The sequence below is a fragment of the Ralstonia nicotianae genome (genome assembly GCF_018243235.1).
GTDB lineage: Bacteria > Pseudomonadota > Gammaproteobacteria > Burkholderiales > Burkholderiaceae > Ralstonia > Ralstonia nicotianae.
This window is the reverse complement of sequence record NZ_CP046674.1, coordinates 828,519-847,505: the sequence shown is the minus strand read 5'-3', so window position 1 is coordinate 847,505 and position 18,987 is coordinate 828,519. Positions and strand designations below refer to the sequence as shown.

Annotated in this window: 21 protein-coding genes; 20 read left to right on the top strand and 1 reads right to left on the bottom strand. The window is 70.2% G+C overall.

The annotated features are described in order from the left end of the window. The first annotated feature begins 90 nt into the window (after positions 1 to 90). The 13 genes from GO999_RS03925 to GO999_RS03865 all read left to right on the top strand — a co-directional run bounded on the left by GO999_RS03925 (position 91) and on the right by GO999_RS03865 (position 11,486). Positions 91 to 720: a TetR/AcrR family transcriptional regulator gene (locus GO999_RS03925; RefSeq protein WP_058907911.1), complete on the top strand. Its 630-nt coding sequence runs from the start codon at positions 91 to 93 to the stop codon at positions 718 to 720. Between the two features lie 341 nt (positions 721 to 1,061). Next, on the top strand, positions 1,062 to 1,724 hold the full coding sequence (locus GO999_RS03920; protein ID WP_011002476.1) for a DUF3313 domain-containing protein: 663 nt from the start codon (positions 1,062 to 1,064) through the stop codon (positions 1,722 to 1,724). A 53-nt stretch (positions 1,725 to 1,777) separates the two neighbouring features. Beyond that, positions 1,778 to 3,454, top strand: a complete 1,677-nt coding sequence (locus GO999_RS03915; RefSeq protein WP_111374741.1) for a PqiB family protein — start codon at positions 1,778 to 1,780, stop codon at positions 3,452 to 3,454. 60 nt (positions 3,455 to 3,514) lie between these two features. Continuing rightward, positions 3,515 to 5,425, top strand: a complete 1,911-nt coding sequence (mutL, locus tag GO999_RS03910; protein ID WP_011002478.1) for a DNA mismatch repair endonuclease MutL — start codon at positions 3,515 to 3,517, stop codon at positions 5,423 to 5,425. 7 nt (positions 5,426 to 5,432) lie between these two features. Next, complete coding sequence (gene miaA / locus GO999_RS03905; protein ID WP_011002479.1) at positions 5,433 to 6,404, top strand: tRNA (adenosine(37)-N6)-dimethylallyltransferase MiaA; 972 nt, start codon at positions 5,433 to 5,435, stop codon at positions 6,402 to 6,404. Continuing rightward, a complete protein-coding gene (locus GO999_RS03900; RefSeq protein ID WP_011002480.1) occupies positions 6,401 to 6,934 on the top strand; it encodes a GNAT family N-acetyltransferase in 534 nt (177 codons plus the stop codon). Before miaA ends, GO999_RS03900 begins: the two co-directional genes overlap by 4 nt. A 93-nt stretch (positions 6,935 to 7,027) precedes the next feature. Then, positions 7,028 to 7,543 (top strand): methylated-DNA--[protein]-cysteine S-methyltransferase, encoded by a 516-nt coding sequence (locus tag GO999_RS03895; protein WP_020832579.1) that lies wholly within the window; start codon positions 7,028 to 7,030, stop codon positions 7,541 to 7,543. Next, positions 7,540 to 8,283, top strand: a complete 744-nt coding sequence (locus GO999_RS03890; RefSeq protein WP_211906552.1) for a 2OG-Fe(II) oxygenase — start codon at positions 7,540 to 7,542, stop codon at positions 8,281 to 8,283. Before GO999_RS03895 ends, GO999_RS03890 begins: the two co-directional genes overlap by 4 nt. A gap of 10 nt (positions 8,284 to 8,293) precedes the next feature. Next, a complete protein-coding gene (gene alkB, locus GO999_RS03885; RefSeq protein ID WP_071011371.1) occupies positions 8,294 to 8,950 on the top strand; it encodes a DNA oxidative demethylase AlkB in 657 nt (218 codons plus the stop codon). Position 8,951: 1 nt separating this feature from the next. Further along, positions 8,952 to 9,590, top strand: a complete 639-nt coding sequence (locus tag GO999_RS03880) for a DNA-3-methyladenine glycosylase family protein (RefSeq protein ID WP_071011369.1) — start codon at positions 8,952 to 8,954, stop codon at positions 9,588 to 9,590. A 100-nt stretch (positions 9,591 to 9,690) separates the two neighbouring features. Then, positions 9,691 to 10,755, top strand: a complete 1,065-nt coding sequence (gene ada / locus GO999_RS03875; protein WP_019718319.1) for a bifunctional DNA-binding transcriptional regulator/O6-methylguanine-DNA methyltransferase Ada — start codon at positions 9,691 to 9,693, stop codon at positions 10,753 to 10,755. Then, positions 10,755 to 11,024: an Ada metal-binding domain-containing protein gene (locus tag GO999_RS03870; protein WP_019718318.1), complete on the top strand. Its 270-nt coding sequence runs from the start codon at positions 10,755 to 10,757 to the stop codon at positions 11,022 to 11,024. Before ada ends, GO999_RS03870 begins: the two co-directional genes overlap by 1 nt. A gap of 39 nt (positions 11,025 to 11,063) precedes the next feature. Beyond that, on the top strand, positions 11,064 to 11,486 hold the full coding sequence (locus tag GO999_RS03865; RefSeq protein ID WP_011002487.1) for a hypothetical protein: 423 nt from the start codon (positions 11,064 to 11,066) through the stop codon (positions 11,484 to 11,486). Positions 11,487 to 11,560: 74 nt separating this feature from the next. Here the strand turns inward: GO999_RS03865 and purM are convergent, their stop codons facing one another. Continuing rightward, positions 11,561 to 12,622 (bottom strand): phosphoribosylformylglycinamidine cyclo-ligase, encoded by a 1,062-nt coding sequence (purM, locus tag GO999_RS03860; protein ID WP_011002533.1) that lies wholly within the window; start codon positions 12,620 to 12,622, stop codon positions 11,561 to 11,563. 151 nt (positions 12,623 to 12,773) lie between these two features. Here purM and GO999_RS03855 point away from each other — a divergent pair, with 151 nt between their 5' ends. The 7 genes from GO999_RS03855 (at position 12,774) to panB (ending at position 18,976) form a co-directional block, all read left to right on the top strand. Further along, the gene (locus tag GO999_RS03855) at positions 12,774 to 13,844 is read left to right on the top strand and encodes an AI-2E family transporter (protein WP_011002534.1); all 1,071 of its coding nucleotides are present in this window, start codon (positions 12,774 to 12,776) and stop codon (positions 13,842 to 13,844) included. A 22-nt stretch (positions 13,845 to 13,866) separates the two neighbouring features. Continuing rightward, positions 13,867 to 14,568: a DnaA regulatory inactivator Hda gene (gene hda / locus GO999_RS03850; RefSeq protein ID WP_011002535.1), complete on the top strand. Its 702-nt coding sequence runs from the start codon at positions 13,867 to 13,869 to the stop codon at positions 14,566 to 14,568. A gap of 106 nt (positions 14,569 to 14,674) precedes the next feature. Beyond that, positions 14,675 to 15,349 carry a histidinol-phosphatase gene (locus tag GO999_RS03845; protein WP_011002536.1) on the top strand — a complete coding sequence of 225 codons (675 nt, stop codon included), beginning with the start codon at positions 14,675 to 14,677 and terminating at the stop codon, positions 15,347 to 15,349. An 11-nt stretch (positions 15,350 to 15,360) separates the two neighbouring features. After that, on the top strand, positions 15,361 to 16,908 hold the full coding sequence (gene pcnB / locus GO999_RS03840; RefSeq protein ID WP_020832586.1) for a polynucleotide adenylyltransferase PcnB: 1,548 nt from the start codon (positions 15,361 to 15,363) through the stop codon (positions 16,906 to 16,908). Beyond that, complete coding sequence (folK, locus tag GO999_RS03835; RefSeq protein WP_003271964.1) at positions 16,908 to 17,417, top strand: 2-amino-4-hydroxy-6-hydroxymethyldihydropteridine diphosphokinase; 510 nt, start codon at positions 16,908 to 16,910, stop codon at positions 17,415 to 17,417. Before pcnB ends, folK begins: the two co-directional genes overlap by 1 nt. Positions 17,418 to 17,450: 33 nt before the next feature. Then, positions 17,451 to 18,095: a deoxynucleoside kinase gene (locus GO999_RS03830; RefSeq protein ID WP_011002539.1), complete on the top strand. Its 645-nt coding sequence runs from the start codon at positions 17,451 to 17,453 to the stop codon at positions 18,093 to 18,095. 56 nt (positions 18,096 to 18,151) lie between these two features. Continuing rightward, positions 18,152 to 18,976: a 3-methyl-2-oxobutanoate hydroxymethyltransferase gene (gene panB / locus GO999_RS03825; RefSeq protein WP_011002540.1), complete on the top strand. Its 825-nt coding sequence runs from the start codon at positions 18,152 to 18,154 to the stop codon at positions 18,974 to 18,976. Positions 18,977 to 18,987: the final 11 nt, after the last annotated feature.

Below are 18,987 nucleotides of genomic sequence, written 5' to 3'. Positions count from 1 at the left end.
GTCCAGTGACCCTTTGCATGAACCGACCCGCCGCTCCGGGCGGGCGATCGCGCGGCCGCGCCGGCAGCCGCGCCAGCCCTGAACACATCCATGGTGGATAACACAACCCGATCGGAACGCTCCCGCAAGGCCGCCATCCAGGCGGCGCTGGCCATTCTTTCGCGCGATGGTCCGGGCCAATTGACGTTCGATGCCATCGCGCGGGAGAGCGGCATCAGCAAGGGCGGACTGATGCACCAGTTCCCCAACAAGGGCGCGGTGCTCAAGGCGCTGCTCGAGCACCAGATCGAGCACTTCGACAAGTTCACCCGAGGCTATCTGGCCGCGATCGGCGAAGACCGGCCGCAGGCCCACCTTGCCGCACAGATCGCAACGCTGCGCGAGAGCATCACGACCCCCCACTCCGTCGCGTTCGCCATCCTCGCCGCGCTGATCGAAGACCCGGAACTGCTCGCCCTCAACCGGCAGATGGAAGCCGATGCGATCGAACGCATCCGGGCCGAGGCGACCGATCCGGACCTGTCGCTCCTGCGCATGGAGGCCGCCAAGGGACTCGCGCTGAGCGCGCTGTTCGGACTGAGCGCCCTGTCCGTACAGGAACGCGATCGCCTGTTCGAGCGATTGCTGGACGACCACCAATGGCCGGATGCTCCGGATGCCAAGAAGCCGCGCGCCGCGCGGCCCGCACGCAAGCCGGCCCGCAGCGGCCAGAGCCACTGAAACCGTGACCCAAACCGGCGTGTGGCGAACACAGCACGCCGGCTTGCCCGCCCCCCTCCCCTGACATCCCTCGGCAGATGGCCGGTGGCCGTGCCGCAACAGGCGCGGCAGCGGTGGGCGTCCATGGGAAATCCAGCCGCAAACCCTTGTCCGATGCGCTTTCCGGGTGAACCGGCATGCGCCGGGCACTGTCCGTCAGCCTTTTCCCCCACACAAAACAAACCGTCTGGTCGGTTTACATCCGAGGCGGCCGATGCTAGTCTGCAGCCTCGCATGGCCCGCCATGCACAAGAAGCCTGCGCCCCGGGGCGACAGGTGCGGAATCGGAACCGGAGATCGACATGAACACATCACACAAGGCACGGCACCTGCTGATCGCCACGACCTGCGCCGTGCTGGCGGGCTGCGCAAGCGTCCAGCCCGTTGCGTATTCGGGGATCGCTTCGTCCTCCTACATGAAGCCCAATCTGCAGGACGCGTCCGGCCGCATGCCGTACAGCTACGCCACCCAGGTCGACTGGCGGAAGTACCGGCGCATCCAGATCGATCCGGTGGCGGTCTATCGCGGCGCCGACAGCCAGTTCGGCGACATGAGCGAGACCGATCGCGCCGCGCTGGCCGGGTACATGCAGGCCAAGTTCGCCGAGAAGCTGCAATCGCGCTTCGAGCTCGCGAACGACGCGGGCCCGAACACGCTGCGCCTGAAGCTGACGCTGACCGGTGCGGACACCACCACCCCGGTGCTCGGCACGCTGTCGCGCTTCGATATCGCCGGCGGCATCTACAACGGTGTGCAGACTGCCCGCGGCCGGGAAGGCACCTTCACCGGCTTCGTCATGTACGCGGTCGAAATCTATGACGCGTCCAACAACCGGCTGCTCAACGCCTACGTGACCAAGCAGTACCCCAGCCCGTGGAATCTGGGGGCGAGCATCGGCTCGCTGAGCGCCGCCAAGACCGGAGTCGAGAAAGGGGCCGATGCACTGGTCGCGCAGCTGAAATAAGCCGCCAGTTGAGCCTGCTCCGACGGCGACCACCGAGTCGACTCCGCGCGGCCATGACCAAGCCATCCCGCCCCGACGCTCCGGGCGATGGCCGGCCCCGCCGGCTGCCGGGCGTCGCACGCTGCCAGCGCGACGCCGCCGGACATCCTCCGGCGCATCGGCTCCGCTGGCTGCAGTTGCTCATCTGGCTGGTGCCGATGCTGGCGGCGCTGGTCAGCATCGGCCTCGTCGCCGGGCAAGTGCGCGGGCACGGGCCGGCCATCACCCTCGGTTTCCAGGACGGCGAAGGCATCGAGCCCGGCAAGACGCCGGTCAGGTACAACGACGTCGACATCGGCATGGTGACGGCGGTCAGGCTGTCGACGGACCTGTCCCGCGTCCTTGTCACGGTGCAGCTGAACCAGGAGGCCGCCGACTTCGCCACCCACGGCACGCGCTTCTGGATCGTGCGCCCGCGTGCCGGCATGAGCGGTGCCTCCGGCCTCGGCACGCTGCTGTCCGGCACCTATATCGGCGCCGACAGCGGCGGCTCGCACGAACCCGAAACGCAGTTCACCGGCCTGGAAAACCCGCCCGTGGTGAGCTTGCGCCAGCAGGGCGCGCGTTTCGTCCTGCGCGGGCCATCGCTCGGCTCGGTGGAAACGGGATCGCCCGTCTACTACCGCCATGTCGAGGTCGGGCAGGTGACCGGCACCGCGCTGGACAAGGATGGCGCGGGCGTGACGGTCGACGTGTTCATCGAGGCGCCCTACCACCGGTACGTCGGCCGGGACACGCAGTGGCGGCATGCAAGCGGCCTCGGGTTGAGGCTCGATGCGGCCGGCCTTCGCGTGAACGCCGAATCCTTCCAGACGATGCTGCTGGGCGGCATCGCCTTCCAGCCGTCGCCCGGCCAGCCCGCGGGCGACGCCGTGCCGGACGGCACGGTCTTCAGCCTCCAGTCCGGCGACCTCGATGCGGCAGATGGCCTCGACGGCAAGCCGTCCACCGTGGTCATGCATTTCGACCAGTCGCTGCACGGGCTGTCGGTCGGCGCGGCGGTGGATTTCCGCGGCGTGCAGTTGGGCGAAGTGACGAACGTCGGGGTGGCGTTCGATCCGAAGACACACACCTTCGTCATGCCGGTCACGCTGAACCTGTACCCCGACCGCCTCGGGCAGGCCTTCCGCGCCTCCTCCGAGTACGGCGACGCCGCCGCGGGCAAGGCGCTGCTGCGCACGCTCGTGGCGCGGGGACTGCGCGGACAACTGCGCACCGGCAACCTGCTCACCAATCAGCTGTACGTGGCGCTCGACATGTTCCCGAACGCGCCGCCGGTGCAGCTCGACCTGAACGGAACGCTGATCGCGCTGCCGACCATCCCGAACACGCTCGACGACCTCCAGGCCCAGGTCGCAGACCTCGCCAAGACGCTCGATCGGGTTCCGCTGGACCAGCTGGGCACCCACCTCGGCCAGCGCCTGGACAACGCCCGTCGCCTCTTCGCGCTGACCGATGCGCAACTGGCGCCGCAGGCGCGCGCGACGCTTGCCGCCGCGCGGCAGGCATTCGACGCGGCACAGGCGATCGCGCAGAGTCCGTTGCTGCGGCCGGCAGACCTGTCGCGGGTGCGGGAGCAGCTGGGGCAGACGTTGCGCGCCCTCGACACGCTCACCGATACGGTCGCGCAGCATCCGGAATCGCTGGTGTGGGGCCCGGCCGTCGACACGCGGACCGCGCAGTCGCCATGACGGGCCAGGGCGGGCACCGGTGCCCTGCGCCGCACCGGGGGCGGCCTTTATAATGCCGCGATGACTGCCGCCACCCCTGCCCGCCGCCCCATCCGTCCGCTTCCCGACCAGCTGATCAGCCAGATCGCGGCCGGCGAGGTGGTCGAACGCCCGGCCTCCGTGGTCAAGGAACTGCTCGAGAACGCACTCGACGCCGGCGCCACTCAGCTGCAGATCAAGCTGGAAGAAGGCGGCGTGCGGCGCATCGCCATCACCGACAACGGCGGCGGCATTCCGGTCGACGAACTGCCGGTCGCGCTGATGCGGCACGCGACCAGCAAGATCGGCTCGCTGGAGGAGCTGGAATCGGTGGCAACGCTGGGGTTCCGCGGCGAGGCGCTGGCATCGATCGCCTCGGTGGCGGAGTTGACGCTCACCTCGCGCACCGCGCAAGACGCGCACGCCACGCAGATCATCGCGCAAACGGGGCGCGTGCAGCCGGCCTCGGGCGGCGTCGGCACCACGGTCGACGTGCAGCACCTGTACTTCAACACGCCGGCGCGCCGCAAATTCCTCAAGACCGAACAGACCGAACTGGGCCACTGCCTGGAGGTGATCCGCCGCACCGCACTGGCGCGCCCGGACGTGGCCATCTCCGTGCATCACAACGGCAAGCCGCTGGAGCACTGGAACGCCGCCCAGGCCGACATGCGCACCGCCGCCGTGCTGGGCACCGAGTTCGCCCGCGCCCGCCTGCCGTTCGAAGAGGCGGCCGGCGAGCTGCGCCTGTTCGGCTTTGCCGGCCTGCCGACGGCCTCGCGCGGCCGGGCCGACCACCAGTTCTTCTACGTCAACGGCCGCTTCGTGCGCGACCGCCTGTTGACCCACGCCGTGCGCAGCGCCTATGAAGACGTGCTGCATGGCGACCGCTTCCCCGCCTACGTGCTGTGCCTGGAGCTGCCGCCCGAGGCGGTGGACGTGAACGTGCATCCGTCCAAGATCGAGGTGCGCTTCCGCGACAGCCGCGCAGTGCACCAGTTCGTCTACCACGCGGTGCAGCGCGCGCTGTCGCGCCACGCCGGCGAACAGGGCGACAGCCTGCGCACCGACATCGCCGACGCGCCCGAGCAGCCCGGCGCCACGGCCACGCCCGCCGACAACACCACGCGCTGGGTCAACCAGATGGCCGCGCGGCAGACCTCGCTCGGCATCGCCCAGCCGCGCGCGGAATACCTGGCGATGATGCGCGGCGGCAGCGCGCCGCAGCCGTCGAGCCGCCCGGCATGGATGGCCGACGTGCCGAGCGCCGCCACCCTGTTCGATGGCGCGGCCTCCGCACCCGCCGACGCGGCCCCGGCCCAGGCATCCGAGCCGGCAGCGGCGCCGCAAGCCGATGACAGCGACGACGCGCACCCGCTCGGCTTCGCCGTCGCCCAGCTGCACGGCATCTACGTGCTGGCGCAGAACGCGCGCGGCATGGTGCTGGTCGACATGCACGCCGCGCACGAGCGCATCCTGTACGAACAGCTGAAAACGGCGCTGGAAGCCAGACGCATCGAAGTGCAGCCGCTGCTGATCCCGGTCACCTTTGCGGCCAGTCCGGTGGAGATCGGCACGGCGGAGGAATTCGGCGACACGCTGGACCTGCTCGGCTTCGACATCAGTGCCGTCTCGCCGACCACGCTGGCGGTGCGCGCCGTGCCCACGCTGCTGCAGAAGGCCGATGCCCAGGCGCTCGCCCGCGACGTGCTGCGCGACCTGCAAGCCTACGGCGGCTCGCGCGTGCTGGCCGAGCGCCAGAACGAGCTGCTCGCCACGCTGGCCTGCCATTCCGCCGTGCGCGCCAACCGCCGGCTGAACCTGGACGAAATGAACGCCCTGCTGCGCCAGATGGAAGCCACCGAACGCGCCGACCAGTGCAACCACGGCCGGCCGACGTGGATCCAGCTGACGGTCGCCGATCTGGACCGGCTGTTCCTGCGCGGCCAGTGACCGCACGATGACCGCCGCCCCGCACACCGCCCCGCGCGCCGTCTGCCTGCTCGGCCCGACCGCCTCCGGCAAGACCGCCGCCGCGCTCGCGCTCGCCGAGCGCTGGCCGGTCGAGATCATCAGCATGGATTCCGCGCTGGTCTATCGCGACATGGACATCGGCACGGCCAAGCCGAGCCGGGCGGAGCAGGCCATTGCGCCGCATCACCTGATCGACATCATCGACCCGCTCGATGCGTATTCCGCCGCGCAGTTCGCCACCGACGCGCAGGCGCTGATCGAAGCCATCCGCGCGCGCGGCAGGCTGCCGCTGATCGTCGGCGGCACGATGCTGTATTACAAGGCGCTGACGCAGGGGCTGTCCGACCTGCCCGGCGCCGACCCGGCCATCCGCGCCGAGATCGACGCCGAGGCCGCGCGCGACGGCTGGCCGGCGCTGCATGCGAAGCTCGCGCAGGTCGATCCCGTCACCGCGGCGCGGCTGCATGCCACCGATGCCCAGCGCATCCAGCGCGCACTGGAGCTGTACCGGCTGACCGGCCAGCCGATGTCCGCCCTGCTGGCGCGCGAGGCCGGTGCCGCCGCCTTCCACCGGCACGAAGCCGCGGCCGCCTACCTGAGCATCGCGCTGGAGCCCGCCGACCGCGCCGTGCTGCACGCCCGCATCGCACAGCGCTTCGATGCGATGCTGGCCGGCGGCCTGCTCGACGAGGTGGAGGCGCTGCGCCGCCGGGGCGATCTGTCGCCGGTGCTGCCGTCCATCCGCTGCGTCGGCTATCGTCAGGCGTGGGCCTACCTCGACGGCGAGATCGACATGGCCACACTGCGCGAGCAGGGCATCGCCGCCACGCGCCAGCTCTGCAAGCGCCAGATCACATGGCTGCGCAGCACGCCCGAGCGCCGCGTGGTCGACTGCCTCGCCCCCGACTACGTCGACCAGGTGGCACGCCTGGTCCGCAACGCACTCGAAACGCCATGACGACCACGCAAGCCGATCGCGCCACCTTCACCCTGCGCAGCGCCGCGCCGGACGACTGCGAGGCGCTGGTCCGCCTGATCGGGGCGCTCGCCGAGTACGAAAAACTGACGCACCTGATGCAGGCCACCCCGGAAGCCCTGCGCGCCGTGCTGTTCGGCCCGCGTCCGTACGGCGAGGCGGTGGTGGCCGAGGTGGACGGCCGAGCCGTCGGCTTCGCGCTGTTCTTCCACAATGTCTCGACCTTCCTGTGCAAGCCGGGCCTGTACCTGGAAGACCTGTTCGTGGAGCCGGCCTGGCGCGGTCACGGCATCGGCAAGGCGCTGCTGGTGCACGTGGCGCGCCTCGCGCGGGAGCGGGACTGCGGCCGCTTCGAATGGAGCGTGCTGGACTGGAACGCACCGTCCATCGCCTTCTACGAAGCGATGGGCGCCGACGTGCTGCCCGACTGGCGCATCTGCCGCACCACCGGCGACGCGCTCGCCAGGATGGCCGCGCTACCGATGCCCGAGGGTCTGACCGCGCCGGACTGACCGGCGCCGAATTCAACCGCAAGCCCCGGAGTGCCGAGCCGGCACCGGGCACCTAACCTTCGCTTCATCAACAACTGCCCGATGGAGCGAAGCATGAAACCCGTCGATCCCCCCACCCTGCGCTACGCCGTCGGCAAGGGCTCGCTCGGCCACGTTCTGGTTGCCACCCGGGGACACGGCCTCTGCGCGCTGCTGCTCGGCGACGATGCGAAGGCGCTGCGCGCGGCACTCGCCGACGCGTTTCCCGGCGCGACGCTGATCGAAGACTGGCCCGCGCTCGCCGCGCAACTGGCGCGCGCCATCGCCCTGGCCGAAGCCCCGTCGCTCGGCTTCGGCGGCCCGCTCGACATGGGCGGCACGCCGTTCCAGCGCGCGGTCTGGCAGGCGCTGCACGACGTCCCGGCCGGCGCGACCGCCACCTACACCGAGATCGCCGAACGCATCGGCCGGCCCGACGCGGCGCGCGCAGTGGCCGGCGCCTGCGCGGCCAACGTGCTGGCGATCGCGATCCCGTGCCATCGCGCCGTCCGTGCGGATGGCGGACTGGCGGGGTATCGTTGGGGACTGGAACGCAAGCGTGCGTTGCTGCAACGCGAGGCCCGCGCATGACCGGACTGCGAACCGCCCCCCCCGGCGCGATCGACACAAGCGGCGCGCCAATCGACACCTTCGACTGGCGCGCCGTGGAAGACGCGCTCAACGACGCCGGCAACGCCCTGCTGCCCGGCCTGCTGACGCCCGGGGCCTGCGACGCGCTGGCCGCCCTCTACCCGCGCGACAGCCTCTACCGCTCGCGCGTGGTGATGGCCCGCCATGGCTTCGGGCGCGGCGAGTACAAGTATTTCGCCTATCCGCTGCCCGGCCTCATCGAACACCTGCGCACGCAGCTCTACCCGCGCCTCGCGCCCATCGCCAACCGCTGGAACCAGGCGATGGGCATCGACGTGCGCTATCCCGCCGCGCACGCCGATTTCCTGCGGCGCTGCCACGACGCCGGCCAGCTGCGCCCGACGCCGCTGATCCTGCAATACGGCCCCGGCGACTACAACTGCCTGCACCAGGACCTCTACGGCGAGCACGTCTTTCCGCTGCAGGTGGCGATCCTGCTGTCCGAGCCCGGCGCGGACTTCACCGGCGGCGAATTCGTGATGACCGAGCAGCGCCCGCGCATGCAGTCGCGGCCCGACGTGGTGCCGCTGCGCAAGGGCGATGCGGCGGTCTTCGCGGTCAGCCAGCGGCCGGTGCAGGGCGCGCGCGGCCCCTACCGCGTCACCATGCGCCACGGCGTGAGCCGCCTGCGCTCGGGACAGCGGCATACTGTGGGCATCATCTTCCACGACGCCCTGTGACGCCGAGCGCATGACGACCCGCGATCTCTTTGCCGACCATGCCCCCGCTGACGACCGCCGCATCGCGCTCGGTGAAGCGGCGGTCGTGCTGCGCGGCTTTGCGCTGGCCGAGGCCACCGCGCTGCTCGCGGCCATCGACGACATCGCACGGCAGGCGCCGTTCCGCCACATGGTCACGCCGGGCGGCTTCGAGATGTCGGTCGCGCTCACCAACTGCGGCGCGCTCGGCTGGACCTCCGACCGCCGCGGCTACCGCTATGCCGCGCGCGACCCGCAGACCGGTCAGCCCTGGCCGCCGCTGCCCGACTGCTTCCTGCGCCTGGCGCGCAATGCCGCCGCCGCAGCCGGCTTCCCAGGCTTCACGCCCGACGCCTGCCTCATCAACCGCTACGTGCCCGGTGCGCGCCTGTCGCTGCACCAGGACAAGGACGAGCAGGATTACGGCGCGCCCATCGTGTCGGTCTCGCTCGGCATGCCGGCCATGTTCTTGTGGGGTGGCCACCGGCGCACCGACAAGACGCTGCGCGTGCCGCTCTTCCACGGCGATGTGGTGGTCTGGGGCGGACCGGATCGCCTGCGCTACCACGGCGTCCTGCCGCTCAAGGAAGCCGCGCATCCGCTGCTGGGCGCGCAGCGCATCAACCTGACCTTGCGCCGGGCCGGCTGACATGAGCATCGCCGCCGACCTGTCCGAACGCACCTACCGGCAAGCCACCGCGTTCCTGTCGTCGTTGGACGACGACTGGGCGCGCCACATCGCCGCCATCGGCCCCTGCCAGCACACCGCCAAGCCCGCGCGCGACCCGTACGAGGCGCTGGTGCGCGCCATCGCCTATCAGCAGCTGCATGCCAGGGCCGGCGACGCCATCCTCGGCCGCCTGCTGGCGCGGTATCCCGGTGTCGATTTCCCATCGCCCCGGCAATTGCTGGAGACCGACGAGGCGACGCTGCGCGGCTGCGGCTTCTCGGCGACCAAGCTGGCGACGATCCGCGGCATCGCGCAGGCCACGCTCGACGGCGTCGTGCCCACGCGCGACCAGGCGCTCGCCCTGCCGGACGAGGCGCTGATCGAGCGGCTCGTCACCCTGCGCGGCGTCGGGCGGTGGACGGTGGAAATGCTGCTGATCTACACGCTGGAGCGCGCCGACATCCTGCCCGCCGACGACTTCGGCGTGCGCGAAGGCTACCGCCGCCTCAAGCGCCTGGAAACCGCCCCCACGCGCAGGCAGATGGCGGAGATCGGCCGCGCCTGGAGCCCCTACCGCACCGTCGCCGCGTGGTATCTGTGGCGCATGCCGGCCGGCTGAAGCGCCGCCGCCGCCGCGCCGAATTCGACCGCAAGCGGCGGAGTGCCCCTGACCGGGCACGCGCCTACAGTACAGGCATCGATTGACGTCATCCGACACCATGCCAACGCCCGCACCGTCCAACATCGAACACGACCCGCGCTGGGCCCGCGTGCTCGCGCGCGATGCGTCCGCCGACGGCCAGTTCGTCTACGCCGTGAAGACCACGGGCGTGTACTGCCAGCCGAGCAGCCCGTCGCGGCTGCCGCGCCCCGAGAACGTCGAATTCTTCGACACGCCCGCCGAGGCCGAGGCCGCCGGCTATCGCCCCAGCCGCCGCGCCACGCCGGACCAGACCACGGCCCGCGCGCAGCACGCCGCGCGGGTCGCCGCCGCGTGCCGCCGCATCGAAGCAGCCGACACGCCGCCCGCGCTCGAAGCGCTCGCGCGGGAGGCCGGCCTGAGCCCGTACCACTTCCACCGGCTGTTCAAGACCGTCACCGGCCTGACGCCCAAGGCCTACGCCGCGGCGCACCGTGCGCGCAAGCTGCGCGCGCAGCTCGGCCGCGGCAGCTCCGTCACCGAGGCCATCTACGACGCCGGCTTCAATGCCAGCAGCCGCTTCTACGAGGCGTCCGACGGCGTGCTCGGCATGACGGCCAGCCGCTACCGCGCGGGCGGCGCGCAGACGACGATCCGCTTTGCCGTGGGCGAATGCTCGCTAGGCGCGATCCTGGTGGCGCAGAGCGAGCGCGGCATCTGCGCGATCCTGCTGGGCGAGGATCCGCAGGCACTGGTGCACGACCTGCAGGACCAGTTCCCCAAGGCTGAGCTGATCGGCGGCGACGCGGATTTCGAAGACCTGGTCGCCAGGGTGGTCGGGCTGATCGAAGCGCCCTCGATCGGGCTGGACCTGCCGCTGGACGTGCGCGGCACCGCGTTCCAGGAGCGCGTGTGGCAGGCATTGCGCGAGATTCCGCCCGGCACCACGGCGAGCTACGCGGAGATCGCCGCGCGCATCGGCGCGCCCAGGGCGGTGCGCGCGGTGGCGCAGGCGTGCGGCGCCAACCATCTGGCGGTGGCCATCCCCTGCCACCGCGTGGTGCGCAGCGACGGCCAGCTCTCCGGCTACCGCTGGGGCGTGGAGCGCAAGCGCGCGCTGCTGGAGCGCGAAGCGCAAGGCTGATGACGGCGAAGACCTGGACGCTGCTCGGCGCCAGCGGCAAACCGTACGACAGCCCCATCCCCGGCACGCTGGGCGGCCACCGGCGCGCGCACATCTACGGACGGCTCGATTGCCGCGCCGCGCGCCGGGCCATCGCGCGCGGCGGCTATGCGCGGCACCGCGTGTTCTTCCTGACCGAAGCCGACGCCCGCGCCGCCGGCTACCGGCCGTGCGCGGTGTGCCTGCCGCAGGCGTACGCGGCGTGGAAAAAGTCGGTCGCTTCCCGGTAAAGTCTCGGTCTGATCACCGAAAGCTCCCCCACGCATTCCATGAATCGCCCCCTGTTTCTTGCCGTGCTGGCTGCCGCCGCGCTGGCCGGCTGCGGCCGCTCCGATGAATCCGGCAAGGCCGGCACCGCGCCCGCCCCGGCTTCCGCGCCATCCGCGAGTGCGCCGGCCGCACCCGCCAGCGCCCCCGCCGTCAGCGATGCCGACCAGGCCAAGGCCATCGACCGGGCCGTCGCCGCCATCCGGCAATACAAACTGACCAGCCTGTCGCCCGACTGCCTGTCGTTCATCGTCGACCAGGAAGACGCCACGCACGACAGCGTCGACGTGCTGGAGAACCACACGCCGGCCTGCGGCGGCGATCCGAACACGGCCCCGCGCGTGGTCACCCTGCTGATCGACCGGAACACCGGCGCGCTGCAGAGCGACAAGGATTCGCCGGGCGCGTTCGCGCCGTTGAAATAGGCCAGCGCGAAGCGCCGCGCATAAAAAAAGCCGCCGGGCAGTCCGGCGGCTTTTCGTTGGGCGCGAGGCGCGTGTCAGATCACGATGGTCTGCGCTTCGCCCGGCTGGCGCGCGCGGATCTCGCCGATCTGGTAGACGGTCTCGCCCGCATCCTTCAGGTGGGCGATGGCCGCCGGCGCATCGGCCGCCGACACGATGACGATCATGCCGATGCCGCAGTTGAACACGCGGTGCATCTCGTCGTCGGCCACGTTGCCGGCCTTCTGCAGCCACTGGAACAGCGGCGGCAGCGTCCATGCGTCCTGGTGCAGCACGGCGGTCACGCCTTCGGGCAGCACGCGCGGCACGTTCTCGACCAGGCCGCCGCCGGTGATGTGGGCCATGCCCTTGACGGGCAGCTTGTCGATCAGCGCCAGCAGCGGCTTCACGTAGATGCGCGTCGGCGCCATGATGGCGTCCTGCAGGCGCTGGCCGTGGAAATCGGCGTTCAGGTCCGGGCGCGACACCTCGATGATCTTGCGCACCAGCGAGTAGCCGTTCGAATGCGCGCCCGACGAGGCCAGGCCCAGCACCACGTCGCCGCAGGCGATGGTGGTGCCGTCGATGATCTTGCGCTTCTCGACCGCGCCGACGGCAAAGCCGGCCAGGTCGTATTCGCCGGCGGGGTACATGCTGGGCATCTCGGCCGTCTCGCCGCCGATCAGCGCGCAGCCGGCCAGTTCGCAGCCCTGTGCGATGCCCTTGATGACGGTGGCGGCGGTATCGACATCCAGCTTGCCGCAGGCGAAGTAGTCGAGGAAGAACAGCGGCTCGGCGCCCTGCACCAGGATGTCGTTGACGCTCATCGCGACCAGGTCCTGGCCGACGGTGTCGTGGCGGTTGAGCGCGAAGGCGAGCTTGAGCTTGGTGCCCACGCCGTCGGTGCCGGACACCAGCACCGGCTCCTGGTACTTCTTGGAAATCTCGAACAGCGCGCCAAAGCCGCCGATGCCGCCCAGCACGCCTTCGCGCAGGGTGCGCTTGGCAAACGGCTTGATGCGGTCGACCAGGGCGTCGCCGGCCTCGATGTCGACGCCCGCGTCACGGTAGGACAGGCCGCGCGATGCGGATGCGGAGGGGGTTTCGGAAGCGCTCATACAGTCGTCTGAATGGAAAAAACCGGCGGCACGCGGCGGACAGTCACAAAATCAGGACCCGCCGGTCCAGTAAAATCGCGATTTTACCGGATGCCGCCCCCATTGGCTGCTTTCCGGTCCTCTTCGACCCGCCATAGGACTCCGACCGCCCATGAACGCCCCGTTGCTGACGCAGGACACCAAGCGCACGCTCGCGTGGATCGCCGTGGCCGTCGCCTTCCTGGCCCTGCTCAAACTGCTGGCGCCGACGCTCACGCCGTTCGTGTTCGCGGGCATCCTATCGTACATCCTGCATCCCGGCGTGGAATGGCTGCAACGGCACCGCGTGCCGCGCGTGCTGGGCGTGTTCCTGATGATCCTGCTGCTGACAGTGGTGGCCGTGGCGCTGATGCTGCTGATCCTGGCGGTGCTGCAGCGGGAGATTCCCGCCATCCGCGAACAGCTGCCCGGCATGCTGTCCAAGCTGAACGCGGCGGTCACGCCCCGGCTGGCGGAGATGGGCGTGCACGTGCGCTTCGACTTCCCCGGCCTGCGCAAGCTGCTCACCGAACAGCTCGCCGCCAGCCCGGAGGACGTGATGTCCACGGCGCTGAACTACCTGCGCGTGTCGGGCTCGGCCGCGGTGCAAGTGCTCGGCATCGTCTTCCTGGTGCCGATCGTGATGTTCTACCTGCTGATGGACTGGAACATGCTGATACGCCGGCTGGAAGGCGCCGTGCCGCGCCGCTGGATCAGCAAGACGCGCGAGCTGGCGGCCGAGACCGACGGCCTGCTGTCGCAATACCTGCGCGGACAGATCATCGTGATGCTGGTGCTGGCGGCGTATTACTCGGCCGGGTTGGCGCTGGCCGGCTTCGATGTGGCGCTGCCGATCGGCATCTTCACCGGGCTGGCGGTGTTCATCCCCTACATCGGCTTCGGCATCGGCCTGATCCTGGCGATCCTGTCGGCGCTGCTGCAATTCGGCAACCTGTACGGCCTGCTGGCGGTGGCGGTGGTCTACGGCGTCGGCCAGGTGCTGGAAGGTTTCTACCTGACGCCGCGGCTGGTGGGCGAGCGCATCGGGCTGCACCCGCTGGCGGTCATCCTCGCCCTGCTGGCTTTTGGCCAATTGTTCGGATTTTTCGGTATCCTGCTGGCCCTGCCGATCAGCGCCGTGCTGCTGGTCGGCCTGCGGCAGATCCGGCAGCTCTACCTGGGCAGCAAGCTGTACCGCGACTAATCCGACCATCGACCCACGTTTCATGGCCCTTCCGCAACAGCTACCGCTCGAGTTCGGCGCGACACCCGCCCCGACCATCGGCAACTTCGTCGCCACCGGCAACGAAGAGGCGGTGCTGCGCCTCTCGGGCCTGGTCGCCGAGCTGGCCGTCGGCCGCGCCGCCGACCGCCTGGTCTACCTGTGGGGCGAATCCGGCAGCGGCCGCAGCCACCTGCTGCATGCTGTCTGCGCGCAGGCGGAGGCCGCCGGCTTCCAGGCGCGCTACCTGGAAGCGAAGGCACCGCTGGAAGCGTTCGAATACGACCCCGCCATCACCATCTGGGCCATCGACGACGCCGAGCGGCTGGACGAATGGGCACAGGTGGCGGCGTTCAACCTGGTCAACGAAGTGCGCGCGGATCCGCATGCCGCGCTGATCACCGCGGGGGCCGCCGCGCCGATGTCGATGCCGCTGCGTGAAGACCTGCGCACCCGGCTGGGGTGGGGCCTGGTCTACTGGCTGCGCCCGCTGTCCGACGCCGACAAGGTCGAAGCGCTACTCCAGGCCGCCCGCGAACGCGGCATGCAGCTGTCGGCCGACGTGCCGCAATGGCTTGTGACGCACTCCTATCGCGACATGCCGAGCCTGATGGCGCTGCTCGAAGCACTCGACACCTACTCGCTCGCCCGCAAGCGCGCCGTCACCCTGCCGCTGCTGCGCGACATGCTGGCGCTGCTCAAGTGAGCCGGTCCGGCTCGACCGGAACACAGTTGAGCACGACGGCGCTCCACATCGGCCACCGCCCTCGCTACGCGGCCCCTTGCCGCACCTTCGGGTAAAATCGCGCCCCATGAATCTCGCCCTCTTTGACCTCGATCACACCCTGATCCCCACCGACAGCGACCACGAGTGGGGGCGCTTCCTCATCCGCCGCGGGGTCGTGGATGCAGCCGAATACCAGCGCAGGAACGATCAGTTCTATGCCGACTACAAGTCCGGCACGCTGGACATCCATGCCTTCCTGCGCTTTGCCCTGGCGCCGCTCGCCGCCCACTCGCGCGATACGCTGGCCCAGTGGCATGCCGAATTCATGCGCGAGACGATCCTGCCCAAGATCACGCCCCAGGCCCAGGCGCTGGTTTGCAAGCACCTGGACGCCGGCGACCTGTGCTGCGTGGTCACCGCCACCAACAGCTTCGTCACCCGGCCGATCGCCAAGGCCTTCGGCATCGAGCACCTGATCGCCACGGAGCCGGCCACCGCCGACGGCACGCCCGAAGGCCCCTTCACCGGTGACGTCTCCGGCACACCGAGCTTCCGCGAGGGCAAGGTCGCGCGCGTGCACGAGTGGCTCGCCGACATGGGCCGCGGCTGGAGCGACTTCGATCGCAGCACCTTCTACAGCGATTCGGCCAACGACGTGCCGCTGCTGGAAGAAGTGACCGACCCGGTCGCCACCAACCCCGACGACACCCTGCGGCACCTCGCCGCCCAGCGCAACTGGCGCATCATGGACCTCTTCTGAAAGAGCGCGGCGTGATCAAGAAACTCATCAATCGCCTGCTGGGCAGGCCCGCCGCGGAGACCGCGCCCGCCACCGAGCCCGGCACGCCGGCCAGGAAGGCCCGCGCCCCCAAGACCCCGAAGGCGCGCGCCAAGGCCGCCGCCGGGGGCGTGCCGCGCGCGCCGCGCGTGTGGAGCGTGGAAGAGCACGGCATCGACCCGAAGCTGCTGTCGCGCAACGCCGTCAAGGTCACGTCCACGCTGCAGGAAGCCGGCTATGACGCCTTCATCGTGGGCGGCGCAGTGCGCGATCTGCTGCTGGGCATCAAGCCAAAGGACTTCGACGTCGCCACCAACGCCACGCCCGAGCAGGTGGAGGCGCTATTCCGCCGCTCGCGCATCATCGGACGGCGCTTCCAGATCGTGCACGTGACGTTCTACGGCGGACGCGAGCAGGAGATCATCGAGGTGTCGACCTTCCGCGCGCTGGTCGACGCCGTGGAAAGCGAGCAGGTACCGGCCGGCAAGCGCGTCAAGCGCACCGAGCTGGACCACCACACCCACGCCGTCGACGCCAGCGGCCGCGTGCTGCGCGACAACGTGTGGGGCACCCAGGCCGAGGACGCCACCCGCCGCGACTTCACCGTCAACGCGATGTACTACAACCCGGCCGACCAGACCGTGCACGACTACCACCGCGGCATGGAAGACATGCGCGCGCGCCTGCTGCGCATGATCGGCGATCCGCATACGCGCTACCGCGAAGACCCGGTGCGCATGCTGCGCGTGGTGCGCTTCGCGGCCAAGACCGGCTTCGACATCGACCCGGCCACGCGCGCGCCGATCGCCGAGCTGGGGCCGCTGATCCACAACGTGCCGGCCGCGCGGCTGTTCGACGAGATGCTCAAGCTGCTGATGTCGGGCCACGCCTGGGCATCGCTGCAGGAGCTGCGCAAGGCCGGCCTGCACCGCGGCCTGCTGCCGCTGCTGGACGTGGCGCTCGAGCAGCCGATGGGCCAGCGCTTCGTGCAGCTGGCGCTCGACAACACCGATGAGCGCGTCAAGGCCGGCAAGCCGGTCTCGCCCGGCTTCCTGTTCGCCTCGCTGATGTGGCACCACGTGCTGGAGCACTGGAACCGCCGCCGCGCCGCCGGCGAGCCGCTGATCCCCGCGCTGCACGAGGCGATGGACGAAGTCCTCGACCGCCAGACCGAGCAGCTCGCCATCCAGCGCCGCTTCACCGCCGACATGAAGGAGATCTGGAGCATGCAGCCGCGCTTCGAGAAGCGTGTTGGCCGCATGCCCCACCGTCTGCTCGAATCGCCGCGCTTCCGCGCCGGCTACGACTTCCTGGTCCTGCGCTGCGCCTCGGGCGAATTGCCGCAGGAGCTCGCCGCCTGGTGGACCGACTTCCAGAACGGCGACGGCGAGGCGCGCGAAGCGCTGATCGCGCAGGCCAAGCAGGCGCCGGCCGCCGCCGGGGGCGCCCCCGCGGGCGCCAAGCGCCGCCGCCGCCGGCGTGGTCCGGCAAAATCGGATACAGTCGCCGACGTGAACCCGGGCAGTTCGGAGGGAACGTGATGACAGTGGCGTATATCGGCATCGGCGCCAACCTCGGCGACGCGCGCCAGGCCGTCAAAGACGCCGTGGTCTGCCTCGCACAGCAGGTGGGCATCAGCATCACCGGCAAGTCCAGCCTGTACCGCAGTGCCCCGGTGGACGCCACCGGCGACGACTACATCAATGCCGTGGTGCGCATCGATACGCACTTCACCGCCGGCCAGCTGCTGCGCATCTGCCACCATATCGAAGACCAGTTCGGCCGCGAACGCCCGTTCCGCAACGCACCGCGCACGCTGGACCTGGACCTGCTGCTGTACGGCGACCAGATCCTCACCTCGCCCGAACTGACCGTGCCGCATCCGCGCGTCGGACAGCGTGCCTTTACCCTGCTGCCGCTGCACGAACTGGCGCCGGATCTCGTCATCCCCGGCATCGGCGCCGTGGCGGCACTGCTGCCGGGCGTCGCCGACCAAGTCATCGAGAAGATGACGCTGTGCCAGTGCATGCGCGCCAAGCCGGCCGCCTGACACCTCTTTTCCACTCTCCCGAATCCAGACGCGATGGCACTCGATCATCTGCGCCGCATCGTCGTCGAAGGGCCGATCGGCGCCGGCAAGACGGCATTGGCGCAACGGCTGGCCGATCACCTGCGTGCGGCCACGCTGTTCGAAACCCCCGAAGACAACCCCTTTCTCGCGCGCTTCTATGAAGAGCCCGCGCGCTATGCGCTGCCGGTGCAGCTGCGCTTCCTGCTGCAGCGCGCGCAGCGGCTGGCCGCATGGCAGAAGGCCACGCTGGCCGGCGAGCGCATCGTCGCCGACAGCTTCCTGCCGCGCGACCGCCTGTTCGCCCAGCTGACGCTGCCCGCCGACGAGCTCGCGCTGTACGACGCCATGGCGCAAGCACTGGCCCTGCCGCCGCAGCGCATCGATCTCGTGGTCTGCCTGCAGGCGCGCGCCGAAGACCTGCTGCCCCGCATCGCCAGGCGCGCCGTTCCTTACGAAGCGGGCATCGACGCGGAATACCTCGAACGCATCTGCGCCGCGTACGGCGAGCTGTTTCTGTATTACGATGCCGCACCGACGCTGATCGTCGATACCGCCGCCTTCGATCCGGCCGGCAACGACGACGATTTCCGCACCTTGCTCACCCGCATCGACGCCATGCGCGGGCCCAAGGAATTCATCAAGCTCGCGACCCGGTAGCAGGTCCATCGCATGGCCTGCCTGGAAGGTCGCGGCGCTCAACCTGATCCCAGTCCATGAGCAGCTATCTCCAGGAATCCACCCGCAAGGCCGTGACCGTCACCTCGCTGCAGGGCATGCGCGCGGCGGGCGAGCGCATCGCCATGCTGACGGCCTACGATGCCAGCTTCGCCGCCCTGATGGAGCGCAGCGGCGTGGACGTGGTGCTGGTCGGCGATTCGCTGGGCAACGTGGTGCAGGGCCAGAAGACCACGCTGCCCGTCACGCTCGACCACATCGTCTACCACACCGAATGCGTGGCGCGCGGCACGACCAAGGCGCTGCTCATGTCGGATCTGCCCTTCGGCACCTACGGCACGCCCGAGCAAGCCTTCCACAGCGCCGTGCGCGTGATGCAGGCCGGCGCGCAGATGGTCAAGCTCGAAGGCGGCGAGTGGCTGGCGCCCACCCTCCGTTTCCTGGTCGAACGCAGCATTCCGGTGTGCGCGCACATCGGCCTAACGCCGCAATCGGTGCATGCCTTCGGCGGCTTCAAGGTCCAGGGCCGGGGCGACGAGGCCGCCGCGCAGCTCAAGGCCGATGCGCTGGCCGTGCAGGACGCCGGCGCGCAGATGGTCCTCATGGAAGCCATTCCCGCCACGCTGGCCGGCGAGGTGACGCGCCTGCTGGCGGTCCCCACCATCGGCATCGGCGCCGGGCCCGAGTGCTCGGGCCAGGTGCTGGTGATGCACGACATGCTGGGCGTGTTCCCCGGCCACCGGCCCAAGTTCGTGCGCAACTTCATGGACGGCCTGACCACCATCGACGCCGCCGTCACGGCCTATGTGACGGCGGTCAAGGACGGCACCTTCCCCGGCCCGGAGCACAGCTTCACCGCCTGAGCGCGCCGCGC